10 protein-coding genes are annotated in these 13,294 nt (G+C 62.0%); 2 read left to right on the top strand and 8 right to left on the bottom strand.

Annotated features, from left to right (window positions below; genetic code table 11):
- Positions 1-530 precede the first annotated feature (530 nt).
- Genes ACP7D9_RS28545 through ACP7D9_RS28555 form a run of 3 tightly spaced genes read right to left on the bottom strand, consistent with a single transcriptional unit; the run spans position 531 to position 5,274 of the window.
- Entirely contained in the window at positions 531-2,081 is a 1,551-nt protein-coding gene (locus ACP7D9_RS28545; protein ID WP_426160312.1) for an FGGY-family carbohydrate kinase, read from the bottom strand.
- Positions 2,078-3,673 (bottom strand): glycerol-3-phosphate dehydrogenase/oxidase, encoded by a 1,596-nt coding sequence (locus ACP7D9_RS28550; protein ID WP_426160313.1) that lies wholly within the window; start codon positions 3,671-3,673, stop codon positions 2,078-2,080. The genes ACP7D9_RS28545 and ACP7D9_RS28550 overlap by 4 nt, the downstream gene beginning before the upstream one ends.
- Complete coding sequence (locus ACP7D9_RS28555; RefSeq protein WP_426160314.1) at positions 3,670-5,274, bottom strand: FAD-binding oxidoreductase; 1,605 nt, start codon at positions 5,272-5,274, stop codon at positions 3,670-3,672. Before ACP7D9_RS28555 ends, ACP7D9_RS28550 begins: the two co-directional genes overlap by 4 nt.
- Before the next feature lie 188 nt (positions 5,275-5,462).
- On the opposite strand from ACP7D9_RS28555, the gene ACP7D9_RS28560 reads away from it, so the two are divergent.
- The gene (locus ACP7D9_RS28560) at positions 5,463-6,479 is read left to right on the top strand and encodes an AraC family transcriptional regulator (RefSeq protein ID WP_426160315.1); all 1,017 of its coding nucleotides are present in this window, start codon (positions 5,463-5,465) and stop codon (positions 6,477-6,479) included.
- Between the two features lie 380 nt (positions 6,480-6,859).
- Positions 6,860-7,225 (top strand): DUF6124 family protein, encoded by a 366-nt coding sequence (locus ACP7D9_RS28565; protein ID WP_426160316.1) that lies wholly within the window; start codon positions 6,860-6,862, stop codon positions 7,223-7,225.
- A gap of 71 nt (positions 7,226-7,296) precedes the next feature.
- On the opposite strand, the gene ACP7D9_RS28570 is transcribed toward ACP7D9_RS28565, so the two are convergent.
- The 5 genes from ACP7D9_RS28570 to ACP7D9_RS28590 form a co-directional block, all read right to left on the bottom strand.
- Entirely contained in the window at positions 7,297-7,665 is a 369-nt protein-coding gene (locus ACP7D9_RS28570) for a glyoxalase superfamily protein (protein ID WP_426160317.1), read from the bottom strand.
- A 150-nt stretch (positions 7,666-7,815) separates the two neighbouring features.
- Complete coding sequence (locus ACP7D9_RS28575) at positions 7,816-9,273, bottom strand: N-acyl-D-amino-acid deacylase family protein (protein ID WP_426160318.1); 1,458 nt, start codon at positions 9,271-9,273, stop codon at positions 7,816-7,818.
- A 1-nt stretch (position 9,274) separates the two neighbouring features.
- Positions 9,275-10,135 carry a MurR/RpiR family transcriptional regulator gene (locus tag ACP7D9_RS28580; protein WP_426160319.1) on the bottom strand — a complete coding sequence of 287 codons (861 nt, stop codon included), beginning with the start codon at positions 10,133-10,135 and terminating at the stop codon, positions 9,275-9,277.
- Positions 10,136-10,151: 16 nt separating this feature from the next.
- Positions 10,152-11,501: a GntP family permease gene (locus ACP7D9_RS28585; RefSeq protein ID WP_039759733.1), complete on the bottom strand. Its 1,350-nt coding sequence runs from the start codon at positions 11,499-11,501 to the stop codon at positions 10,152-10,154.
- 869 nt (positions 11,502-12,370) lie between these two features.
- Positions 12,371-13,264, bottom strand: coding sequence for an NAD-dependent epimerase/dehydratase family protein (locus ACP7D9_RS28590; RefSeq protein WP_426160320.1), 894 nt, complete (start codon positions 13,262-13,264; stop codon positions 12,371-12,373).
- Between the last annotated feature and the right edge of the window lie 30 nt (positions 13,265-13,294).

A 13,294-nucleotide genomic window follows, 5' to 3' on the forward strand; every position in this document is an offset into this window, starting at 1 on the left:
CAATCAAAACCACTTTGGCTGACCCACCGCCTTCGCGAGCAAGCCCGCTCCCACAATGTATCTGTGTGCCACGCTGGATTTCGATCCCGCCGCAAATCCCTGTGGGAGCGGGCTTGCTCGCGAAAGTGGCGGGTCAAAAAAATCGTCGCTGACTGACACTCAGCATTCGCGGGCAAGCCCGCTCCCACAACTGATGTGTGTGCCCCGCTGGATTTCGATCCCGCCGCAAAATCCCTGTGGGAGCGGGCTTGCTCGCGAAAGCGGCGGGTCAAAAAAATCGTCGCTGACTGACACTCAGCATTCGCGGGCAAGCCCGCTCCCACAACTGATTTGTGTGCCCCGCTGGATTTCGATCCCGCCGCAAATCCCTGTGGGAGCGGGCTTGCTCGCGAAAGTGGCGGGTCAAAAAAATCATTGCTGACTGATGCTCAGCATTCGCGGGCAAGCCCGTCCCACACTGGTTTGTTGTCGCGGCCCGGATTCTGAGCACACGCCAAACCCGCTCCCCACCGGAATCTGTGGTGTCAGCACTATTCGGGGTAGCCAGTGATTTTGCGAATGCTTTGGTACAGCGGTTTGAGCTGGCGATACATCCGCAGATACACCTCTGTGTACAACCGCTCATAAACCTTCTGAGCTTGAGGCTGCGGCGTAAAAACCGCTCCAACCCGGGTCATCGCCGCAATGGCCGATGGGTAATCCCTGTGCAATCCCAACCCCACCGCGCAACAGATCGCCGCCCCCAACCCGGACGCTTCATACACATGCGGGCGCTCTGCAGGCAGGCCGAAGATGTTGGCGGTCAGTTGCATGGCAGCATCGCTTTGCGAGCCGCCGCCGGCGACGCGCAGGCGCTGGATCGAGACCTTTGAACGTCGCTCGATATTCTCCATGCCCTGGCGCAGCGCGTAGGCCAGGCCTTCGAGAATCGCCCGGTAAATGTGCGCGCGGGTGTGCACGTCGCCGAAGCCGATCATTGCGCCTTTGGCTTCCACGCCCGGTTCGCGAATGCCCGGTGACCAGTAGGGTTGCAGCATCAATCCCATCGAGCCGGGTGGCACCGCCTCGACCAGTGCGTCGAACAGTTGCTCCGGCTCGATCCCCTGCGCTTTTGCCTGCTGCATTTCGCGCAGGCCGAACTCGTTCTTGAACCAGCTGACCATCCAGTAGCCGCGATAGATCATCACCTCGCAGTTGTACTGATCGGGCACGGCCGAGGGGTACGGTGGGATCAGCGGGACGATTTCCAGGTAGCGTGAGCGGGTGCTGGTGATGGTCGCGGTGGTGCCGTAGGACAGGCACACGGTGCTCGCATCGACCACGCCGGCGCCGATCACTTCGCAAGCCTTGTCGGCGCCTGCGGCAATCAACGGCAGGCCTTCGGGAATGCCCGTGTGGCGGGCGGCCTCAGTCGTGATGTAGCCGAGGGTTTCGCCGGGTTTGTGCAGGGTCGGCAACTGCTCGGGGCGCACCGCCAGTGCCTGCCATTTCCAGTCACGCGGGGCCGCCCATTTCAGCCGTTTGAAGTCAAAGGGCAGATAGCCGACGCAACAGCCGACCGAGTCGACGAAACGCCCGCACAGGCGATGAGTAAGAAAGCCCGAGAGCAGTAGAACTTTGTCGGTCGCCGCCCACACGTCAGGTTGATGCCGGGCGATCCAGTTGGCCTCGGCCTGGGCGCGAAAATAATTCACCGTCGCCCGGGCACCGACCAATTTGAACAGCCAGCCCCACGGTCCCTTGATGCCGCCCTTAACTTGAGTCTGGCGTTGATCGAGCCAGACAATTGCCGGGCGCAGCGGTTTGCCCTCGGCATCAACATTGATCATCGTGCCGCGCTGGGTGGTCAGGGACACGCCGGCAATCTGCGTGCGGTCGATGCCGGTCTGCTGCCAGAGTTGTTGACAGGCCTCGCCGAGTTTCGCCCAGTAATACTCCGGATCCTGCTCGGCCCAACCGGGTTGCGTCGAGTAGTACGCCTGCAGATCGACTTTGCCTTTGCCGAGCAAGTTGCCCTGCAGATCGAAGAGCAATGCGCGCACGCTCTGGGTACCGTTGTCGATCGCCAATAGGTATTTCATGACGTGATCTGCGGCAAGCCGTGATCGCGCAGCCACAGCAAACAGTAGCGCTGGATTTCCGCTTGCCAGCGCTCATCGTTCCAGGCCAATCGCGGCTGGCAGAGCGTGCGAATCGCAGGCAAATAATCCTCGCCACCGCGCGGCAGCAACAGGCCCAAACGGGTGCGGCGCAGCAGCAGATCATCCAGGTGCAGAATCATTTCCGCCTCGCAGGCGAACGCCAGTTCGGCCCACAACGTATCGGTGGCGCCAACCGTTTCCGGACCGAGTTCGCCAAGCAGTTTCGCCAGCCTCGGCAGGTCTCGACCGTGACGCCCGGCCAAGCGTCGCCATTGACTGGCGCTCAGTCCTGGAATTGGCAGCGGCGGCACAGCGGCGAACACCGGCGCGCCGTCATCGACAAAAGAGCGCCCGAGCATCACCGCACACGCCTTGAGCACTTCGATCGCTTGCGGGCGAAATGTGGTCAGTTTGCCGCCGGCCAAAGTCACGCAACCCGGCTCCTGCCACAACACATGTTCGCGAGTCTCGTTGGACGGCTTGCCCTGCTGCGCACCCGTCGCGCTGCCGACCACCGGACGCACGCCTGACCAGGTCGACAGCACATCGTCGACACCAATTTCGGCGCCGGGAAATTGCTGCTGGCACGCGGCGAGCAGATAGTCGAGTTCTTCGCGGGAAATGCGTGCGCTCTGGTCGAGATCTTCGCGGTGATCGAGGTCCGTGGTGCCGACCACCGTCGCGCCTTCCCACGGAAACACAAACACCGGACGCCGGTCGCGCGCATGCAGAAAGGTGAACGCCTGCGCCACCGGCAACCGCCAGCCCGGCAGCAACAGATGACTGCCACGCAACGGTCGCAATTGCTTCGCTGCTTCAGCCGGACGCAAGCGCTCAGCCCACGCGCCCGTGGCTACGGCCAACACAGCGGAGCGCAATTGCAGCGTCGTGCCGCCCTCCCCATCTTCGACCTGAACCCCACACACCCGCCCGCCTTCGCGCAGCAATTGCGTGACCCGCACGCCATTAATGACCACCGCGCCGTCGGCCCGCGCCTCGTGCAGTACGCGCATGACCAGTCGCGCATCATCGGTCAGCGCATCGACAAAACAGCTGCCGCCAAGCAGGCCGTTTTCCTTCACCCCCGGCGCGAGAAAACGCAGTTGCTGCGCGTCATGAAAACCATGATTGCGCCGCCCCGCCAGCGCGTCGTAAACCGAGAGCAAGCCGCCCATGACGCGCGGCCCGGGAAAGCCGCCGCGATAGTGCGGCATCATGAAACTCATCGGCTCGACCAGCCCCGGCGCTTCGTCGAGGAGTCGCTGGCGCTCGCGCACCGAATCGCGGGTCAGGCGCCACTGGCCCTTGGCGATGTACCGCAAACCGCCGTGGACCATTTTCGATGATCGGCTGGAGGTGCCCCAGGCAAAATCGCGCTGCTCCAACAGCAGACAGCGCCAGCCCCGGCGCGCGGCTTCGCGGACAATTCCGGCGCCGCTGATGCCGCCGCCGATGACGATCAGGTCCCAGGTTTCATCTGCCAGCGTCGGCAGAATCTGTTCACGCCATTGCGCGTTCCAGTGCGCAGTCATGGCCGCGACTCTGGCAATAACGTGCCGGGATTGAGACGCCCCTGCGGGTCGAAATGTTCGCTCAGCGCCTGCAACGTCTGCATCGCCAGCAGGCCTTTTTCGCGCAGCAGATACGGCGCGTGATCCTTGCCGACGCCGTGCTGATGGCTGATGGTGCCGTGGTTGTCGACGATGGTCTGGCTGGCCGCGTGCTTGAGCACCCGCCAGCGCGCCAGCGTCGCGGCGTAGTCCGCTGCCGGGCGAAACACGTAAGTGGTGTAAATGCTCGAGCCTTCGCCGTAAACGTGCGAGAGGTGAGTGAACACATGCACGCGTTCGCCCTCGGCCGCCAGGGCGTCGCGCAGGCTGTTTTCGATCAGGCTGAGCAAGTGGTCGACGTTGCTCCAGTCGGTGGCGGTTTCGAGCGTGTCGACCACATAACCGGCGTTCCACAGGTTTTCGCGCAGGTAGGGAAAGCGGAAGCGGTTTTGCGCCCACTTCTTGCCCAGCAGGGTGCCGGTGAACACGCCGCCGAAGGCTTTCAGATGTTGGCGCGCGTGTTTCAGCGACAGTGCGTTTTGCTGGCGATTGCCGGTGACGCCGAAGGTCAGCAGGCATTTGCCGCCGCTGGCGCCGCGCCACTTGAGGTACTTTTCCAGCCAGGCGATCTGCTGCGGATGGCCGGCCAGCGCCAGTTGCGTTTCGGTTTCCACCGCGTTCGACAGACGCAGCATCGACAGCGGTACGCGCGCCTGCGCCAGTTGCCGGATCGCTTGCAACGCCTGCGGCCAGTCTGGCAGGAACACACCGTAGAAACGCTCGTCCGCCGGCAACGCACTGACCCGCACTTTGACCTCGGAAATGATCCCGAAACGGCCCTCGCAACCAAGCACCATTTCACGCAGATCGGGACCTGCCGCCGACGCGGGAAAGGTTGGAATCTGCAGAGGCCCGGCGAACGTTTCCAGGGTGCCGCCAGCGAACAATTGCTCGATCCGCCCGTAGCGCAACGACTGCTGGCCGCTGGAACGACTGGCCACCCAACCGCCCAGGGTCGACAGCTCCCACGACTGCGGAAAATGCCCCAGCGTGTAGCCGCGCGCGCGCAACTGGCTTTCCACTTGCGGCCCGCTGGCGCCGGGGCCGAACGTCGCCAGCAGGCTCTGTTCGTCGAGGTCGGTCAGGCGATTCATCCGCGCCAGCGACACCGTCAGCACCGGCCGCGGTGACGTCGGCGGATTGATGTGCCCGGCCACCGACGTGCCGCCGCCATAGGGAATCAGGCATAAATCCTGATCATGGGCGAGCGCGAGCAATTGGCGGATCTGCTCAGCGGTCTCGGGAAACGCCACGGCATCGGGATACGTGCCCAGCACGCCTTCGCGCAACGCCAGCCAGTCCGGCAGGCTCTGGCCGCGCGCGTGCAGCAGGCGGTCGTGAGTGTCGACGCTGTATAAACGGTGCGGCACCAGCCGCGAGGTCGGCACTTGCGCCAACGCCGCTGCCAGGGTCGCATCGGGCAATGCCCGGCCAGCGCCCAAGCGTTCGTGGAGAAATGTCGCGCCCTGGGCCGGCAGTTCGACCACCGTGCCTGCCTCTCCCCAGCCGTTCCAGCGTCGCATGCGGGTGTCCTTTTTCTGCCGTCGGATCAAGCTTGCATACTAGTCAGCGCTGTGGATCTGTCACGGTCGCATCCGGCCAGATCCTGTAGCGAATGGCGCCAAACGTCCGGGCATTTACTTTCGCCGGGCAATCCACTTACCTTGCGGCATTCATTCACTCACGCGCCGTCGATCAAAGGACCGCGACCATGCCATCGCTCGGCTTCACTTCTGTTCCGCCGTTGCTCAAATACCTGCGCCATGCCGAACAGTTGGGCATGGCCATCGAGCCTGCGTTGGCGGCGGCCGGGTTGCAGGCGCAGCAGTTGAGCGACAACACGTTGCGCCTGCCGGGTGAGGTACACGAGCGCTTGCTGGATTATTTCTGCGAGCACTCCGGCGATGGGTTGTTCGGCCTGCATGCGGCAAGTTTCGTCCTGCCCAATTCGTGGAGCGTGCTCGGTTACATCACCATGAATTGCGCGACGTTGGGCGACGCGATGAGCCGGATCATGCCGTTCGAAAAACTCGTCGGCGACATGGGCGTCAGCCGCGCCGAGGTGCAGAACGAGCACGTGCATCTGATCTGGACCTGCCGTTTCCAGCGGCCACGGATTCGTCGGCATCTGGTGGAAAATGTGCTCGGTTCGTGGCTGCACTACGCGCGCTGGATCGCCGACACGCAGCTGTCGCCGGCCTGCGTATGGCTGGAGCATGCGCGGCCGGATGAGGTGACGCAGGCCGAGTACGAGGCGTTTTTCGGTTGCCCGGTGCGGTTCGATCAGGCGTATTCGGCGCTGGTGGTGCCGCTGGTTTATTTGCAGTTGCCGCTGCGCCAGGCCGATGCGCAACTGCTGCGAACCCTGGAAGAACATGCGATGGGTCTGCTGGCGACGCTGGAGGATGTGTCACTGGCGCAGCAGGTGAAAAACATCCTGCGCGGTTTGCTCAAGGAGGGCTTGCCGCGCAAGGAGCAAGTGGCCGAACAGCTCAGCGTTTCGGTGCGCACGTTGCAGCGGCAATTGCAGCACGCGGGGACGTCGTATCAGCAGATTCTTGATGAGTTGCGTCAGGAACTGGCGGAGCACTATTTGCTCAACAGCACGTTGCCGATTCAGGACATTGCGCAATATCTGGGCTTCACCGAACCGCGCTCGTTTCATCGCACGTTCAAGAGCTGGCGCGGTATGCCGCCGGGGGAGTTTCGGTTGCGCAATCGGCGGTGAATGTGCCGGCCCCTTCGCCACACCGATTAAACACGTTTCGGCGCAACTGTTTAAAGCCACCAGACATTCAGCGAAACCACCCACAAATCCTTGCGCCGCTGCCTACGCCTGCGCCAGAATCCGCCGGCTTGTGCGCCTGGGGGCCTGCCGGTAACTTGATTCGGTCACTGATTTCTCAGTGATCGAGCTTAGCGGCTCGGACAGCATTCCGGTTGTACAGGTCCAATCAGTCAGGCTCACGCCTGCGCTCGATGGTGGCTGTGCGCATGGCATCTTCGGATGCACCGGGTTGAATGCTTACCGGTCCGCTAACTTGCGCACAGCTGCCTCCCTTTGCTTAGCGGCGAAACGGATGCAGCTTCATTACGAGGCAAGCATTCATGTTCAAAGTAACCCCAAACCCGCCAACCACCGACCCGGCACCGCCCTACGAAGCCCCCGATTCAAAGAAATTCCACGAAGCCGCCGATCGCGCGCTCGACCATTACCTCGGCACGTCTGGCGCTGAATTCATGGCCCCACCCTACAAACCCAACACGCTGTACATGGCCAATCCCGAGGCCGACAACGAATCGCTGTTGGCCGACGCCTGCGAAACCCTGGGCTCAGCGACGGTAATGCTCAACGATCAGGCAGGGCTGGTGAACGGCTCGCAACGCAAGACGTTGCAGGGCATTGCGCAGATTGTGATGGTCGCGGAGATGGCGGTGAATCGGGTGCTGGATCGGTTGGTGCCGACGGAATGAGGTGAGCGCTCGCAAGTATTACTGATGCCTGCGGGCAATCCCAAGAGGTCAGGTCGCGCCAGGCGTCCAGCTCAAAGACTGATCGCATTGGTAAACACCAACCGATTGCCAAACGGATCGGCAACGGTCATGTCCTGGCTGCCCCACGGCATCGCCTGAATCTGCGGATGGGAAAAGGTGTAGTTCCTGGCGATCAATTGCTGTTGAAACGCCTCCAGCTCATCGGTCTCGATACGCAGCGCCGAACCCGGGCACGCATCGCCGTGATGCTCGGACAGATGCAGCACACATTCGCCCCGCGACACCTGCAGATACAGCGGAAAATTGGCTTCGAAGCGATGCTGCCAGTCGATCTTGAAACCCAGAAAATCGACGTAGAACTCGACAGCCTTGGCCTCATCGAAGATCCGCAGAATCGGGGTGGTTTTGCCGAAGCTCATGGGGTGCTCCCTGACTGATTGGCCCCACAGTGTAGCCGGGGAGGATGTCAACAAATCGGCTTTTTGATGGCTTTCTTTAATCTCATAGTGCCATCACTTTATAAAATCAAAAGATCGCAGCCTTCGGCAGCTCCTACAGGAGAGTCTCGATCAATGAAATCCTTTGCGCAAATCACCTTCGCGTGCCAGAAACCGCCCCGCGCGGCTCCCATTCGCCTGCCCGCCGCGATAACTCAAAACGCCGTTGACCCAAACCCCGTCAATCCCCTGCGCCGCCCGCTGCGGATCGTTGAAATCGGCGACGTCACGCACGGTCGCCGGATCAAACAACACCAGATCCGCCCAATGTCCTTCACGAATCTCGCCTCTTTCCTGCAAGCCAAAACGCGCCGCCGACAGCCCAGTCATCTTGTGCACGGCGGTGTGCAACGGAAACAGGCCGACGTCGCGGCTGAAATGGCCGAGCACCCGTGGGAAAGCGCCCCACAGGCGCGGATGCGGAAATGGGTCTTCGGGCAGTCCGTCAGAGCCGACCATCGAAAGCGGATTGGCGAGGATTCTTCTGACATCGGCCTCGTCCATGCCGTAGTACACCGCGCCGGCCGGTTGCAGACGCTTCGCGGTTTCTTCCAGCGACAGTTTCCATTGGCCAGCGATGTCGATCAGGTCGCGCCCGCTGACTTCCGGGTGCGGAGTCGACCAGGTGATGGTGATGCGATGAGCGTCGGTGACCTGCTTCAAATCCAGCGTCGAGGAACTCGCCGCGTACGGGTAGCAATCGCAGCCGACCGGATGGGATTTAGCTGCCTCTTCCAACGCTGCGAGCAATTGCGGACTGCGCCCCCAGTTACCGACGCCGGCGCATTTGAGGTGGGAAATGATCACAGGCGATTGCGCGTGCTGGCCGATTTGAAAGGCTTCGTCCATGGCTTCCAGCACCGGGGCGAATTCGCTGCGCAAATGGGTGGTGTACACCGCGCCGAACGCCGCCAGCTCTTCAGTCAATTGCATGACTTCATCCGTGGACGCGTTGAAGGCGCTGGCATAGGCCAGGCCTGTGGATAAACCCAACGCGCCGGCCTCGAGGCTGTCGCGCAGTTGCTCGCGCATGGCGGCGATTTCGCCGGGCGTTGCGGTGCGCAACAAGTCGTCGAGGTGATTGCTGCGCAGCGCCGTGTGACCGACCAGTGCGGCAACGTTCAACGTGGGGTTGGCCGCTTCGACCGCGGCGCGGTAGTCGCGGAAACGCGGGTAAACGAACGCCGCTGCGCTGCCGAGCAGGTTCATCGGATCGGGTGGATTGCCCTTCAAAGTGACCGGCGAAGCGCTGATGCCGCAGTTGCCGACAATCACCGTGGTCACGCCCTGGCTGAGCTTGGGCAGCATCTCGGGTTGGCGGATGACCACGGTGTCGTCGTGGGTGTGCACGTCGATGAACCCCGGCGCCAGCACGCGGCCGGCGGCGTCGATTTCTTCCGTGGCGCGGGCATCGTGCAGGTCGCCGATGCGCTCGATGCGACCATTGAGAATCGCCACGTCTGCGCGATAGCCGGGCGTGTTGCTGCCGTCGATGACCAGAGCATTGCGGATCAGGGTGTCGTACTGCATGTCAGTCTCCCAGCGGCAGGTGATCGTCGCCGCCTCGGTATTCGTCGAGGGCGAGTTTGATTCGCCGCAAACGTTCTTGATTGTCTTCGGGGCTGGCCAGCGCCAGCTCGGTGGCGAGCACGTCGATGGCCAGCAGCATGCCGTAGCGCGCCGCGGTCGGTTTGTAGATGAACGAGGTTTCCGCGCCTTGCAGCGGCAGAACGACGTCGGCCAGCTCGGCCAGCGGTGAATCGCCGCGAGTGATGGCGAGGATGCGCGCGCCGTAGTTGCGCGCCAGTTCGACGGTTTCCAAAAGCTCCGGGGTGATGCCGGTCAGCGAGCAAACGATCAGCACTTGCTCGGCGTTGAGGCTGGCGGCGGTGACGCGCATCATCACCGCGTCGTGGCACGCCGCAATCGGGTAGCCGAGGCGCACCAGGCGCACCTGCAATTCATCGCTGCACAGGGTCGAGCATCCGCCCATGCCAAACGCGTGAATCATCCGCGCCTGGCTGAGCAATTTCACTGCGTCGGCGAAGCGCGACTCATCGAAACCGGCCAGATGCTGGCGCAGCGTGGTTTCGATGTCGCCGACGATCTGCCCGTAGAACGCCGACTGCTCAGGCATGCCCGCCGGGTCGAGAAAACGACTGCCAACGCCGCTGGCCTGAGCCAGTTGCAGGCGCAGATCGCGCAAGTCACGGCAGCCAACCGTGCGGGCAAAGCGCGACAGCGTGGCGGTGCTGACCTCGGCCCCTTGCGCGAGGTCTTCGAGGCTGGCGCTGGCGGCAAACCCGACGTCGTCGAGCATCAACCGCGCGATGCGCCCCTCGCCGGCGCTGAAGGAATCCTGGCGGGCGCGGATCTGGTAGAGGATGTCCATGGGCGGCAGGCTCCGGTTACAACAAATAAGAAAGGCCGACGGTCAGCGCGAAAGCCACCAGCGAGATCAATGTCTCGAGCACGGTCCAGGTCTTGAACGTCTGCGCAACGGTCATGTTGAAGTATTCCTTGATCAACCAGAACCCGCCGTCGTTGACGTGGGAAAAGATAACCGAGCCCGCGCCGGTCGCCAGCACTAAAAGCTCCGGGTGTGGATAACCCAGACCGATGGCCACCGGCGCGACAACGCCTGATGCGGTGGTCATCGCTACGGTTGCCGAACCGGTCGCGACACGCATCAGCGCTGCGAACAGCCAGCCCATGATCAGCGGTGACAGGTGAAATTCGTGAGCGAGGCCGACGATCTGATCGGTGACGCCGGCATCCACCAGAATCCGGTTCAGGCCACCGCCGGCGCCGACCAGCAAGGTGATGCTGGCGGTCGGCGCGAGGCATTCGTTGGTGAATTTGAGGATCGATTCGCGGTTGAAACCCTGAGCGATGCCCAGCGTCCAGAAGCTCAGCAAGGTTGCCAACAACAGCGCGATCACCGAGTTGCCGATGAACAGCAGAAACTGATTGAACGCGCTGCCGGGTGTGGAAATCAGATTGGCCCAGCCGCCGATCAGCATCAACACCACCGGCAGCAGAATGGTCGCCATGGTGATGCCGAAGCCCGGCAGTTTGTCGCGCGGCTCGCGATCGAGGAATTGCTTTTCCAGCGGGTTGTCCGCCGGCAATTGAATGCGCGGCACAATGAATTTGGCGTACAACGGGCCGGCAATGATCGCGGTCGGAATGCCGATCGCGATGGCGTACAGCAAGGTCTGCCCGACCGACGCCTGATAGGCCTGCACCGCGAGCATCGCCGCCGGGTGCGGCGGCACCAGCGCATGCACCACCGAGAGGCCCGCAACCATCGGCAGACCGACCATCAGAATCGACACGCCAACCCGACGGGCCACGGTGAACGCGATCGGCACCAGCAAGACGAAACCGACTTCGAAAAACAGCGGCAAGCCGACCAGAAACGCAATGCAGACCATCGCCCAATGCGCGTTCTTCTCGCCGAACCTTTCGATCAGCGTGCGCGCCATCTGCTCGGCGCCGCCAGACTCGGCCATCATCTTGCCAAGCATCGTCCCCAGCGCCACCACCAGCGCAATATGCCCCAGCGTCTTGCCGACCCCGGCCTCATACGCACCGACCACCGCCGATGGTGGCATTCCGGCAACCAGCGCCAGGCCGAGGGAAATCAGGGTGATGACAATGAACGGATTGAGCCGGTAACGGGCGATCAACACGATCAGCGCGATGATGGCCACGGCGGCGTAGACCAGCAGCCAATAGCCGAAGGAAGGCGTCATGCGGTACTCCTCGAAAGGGTCACGTTCGAATGGGTTGTGAAACTCATAAATCATTTCGAGACAGAGATTTCAAACCGCATGAAAGTAGTTTTCGTGGACAGGCAAGGCGTGTCGCTGGTGGGTATGTGTTGTCGTGATTAATGAAAATCGGCGGGCGGGATTTTCATGGTTTTTCTCATCACCACAAGCCCTGTGGGAGTGAGCTTGCCGTTATCACATCCGACATCTTCACCGCCTGACACACCGTGTTCGCGAGCAAGCCCGCTCCCACAGTTTTGATCGCATTCGTCCAGACAACATGCTGTCGACTTGTGGGAGTGGGCTTGCTCACGAAGGCGTCATCGCATCCAACATCCTCACTGGCTGACCCACCGCACTCGCGAGCAAGCCCGCTCTCACAGTTTTGATCGAATTCCTTCAGACGGAATGCTGTCGACTTGTGGAAGTGGGCTTGCTCACGAAGGCGTCATCGCATCCAACATCCTCACTGGCTGACCCACCGCATTCGCGAGCAAGCCCGCTCCCACAGTTTTGATCGCATTCCTTCAGACGGAATGCTGTCGACTTCTGGGAGTGGGCTTGCTCACGAAGGCGTCATCGCATCCAACATCCTCACTGGCTGACCCACCGCATTAGCGAGCAAGCCCGTTCCCACAATTTTGATCGCATTCCTTCAGACGGAATGCTGTCGACTTGTGGGAGTGGGCTTGCTCACGAAGGCGTCATCGCATCCAACACCCTCACTGGCTGACCCACCGCATTCGCGAGCAAGCCCGTTCCCACAGTTTTGATCGCATTCCTTTAGATAGAATGCGCAGACCTGTGGGAGCGGGCTTGCTCGCGAATGGCCTAACTCGGTGGTACTGAATTCACACCATTTCGTTACGAATCCATTCAACCACCGACGTGCGCTTCGGCGTCCAGCCCAGCAGGTCGCGGGCGTGTTTGCCGCGGACGCGACTGTTGGAACCGAGGCCGTAGTTGGCCATTTCGTAGCCCCATTCGGCTTCGGCGTCTTGCAATGGGCAGTCTTGCGGTTCGCCCAGATTGAGGGCTTCGGCCATGGCGGTGGTCATGTCGATGAACGAGGCTTCACCGCTCTCGACGAAGTAGAAAGTGCCGGGCACGTTTTTGGTCAGCGCCAGCTGATACAGGGCGACGACGTCTTCGATGTGCACGTTGGACCAGATGTTCTGGCCGCTGCCGACGTGGCGTACGACGCCGCTTTTGCGCGCCTGTTTCAGCAGTCGCGGCAGTTGCACGCTGTCGCGGTTGACGCCCAGGCTGTGGCCGTAGATCAGGGTGTTGCAGATCACCGCCGAGTTCACGCCATCCTGCGCCGCCGCGAGCACGAGGTTGTCGATGGCTACGCGATCGGCCTTGTCGACAGTCGGCTCCGGCAGGTCGTCCTCGTAGTAAATGTCATCGCTGGATTTGCCGCCGGAGGCATCGCCGACGATGCTCGATCCGCTGGTATGCAGAAAGACTTTATTGGAGCCGCGCAAAGCGTCGAGCAAGGCTTCAACTGCACCGCGATGATCACTGCTGGCAGCGTTGATCACGGCATCGGCGGCACGCGCCTGCTCCGTGAGCAAGTGGCTATCATCGAGGGTGCCGATTACCGCGTTCATGCCCAATGCTTTCAGCTCATCAGCCTGCTCCGCGCTGCGCACCAGACCGGTAACCGTGTGCCCGGCCTGCACCAGACCGGTGGCGATGGAACCGCCAATAAAACCGGCAGCGCCGGTGACGAATACGTTCATGGATTAACTCCCTGCGTGAATAAGTGATGC

The organism is Pseudomonas sp. TSRC2-2, from assembly GCF_049897785.1.
Classification (GTDB): domain Bacteria; phylum Pseudomonadota; class Gammaproteobacteria; order Pseudomonadales; family Pseudomonadaceae; genus Aquipseudomonas.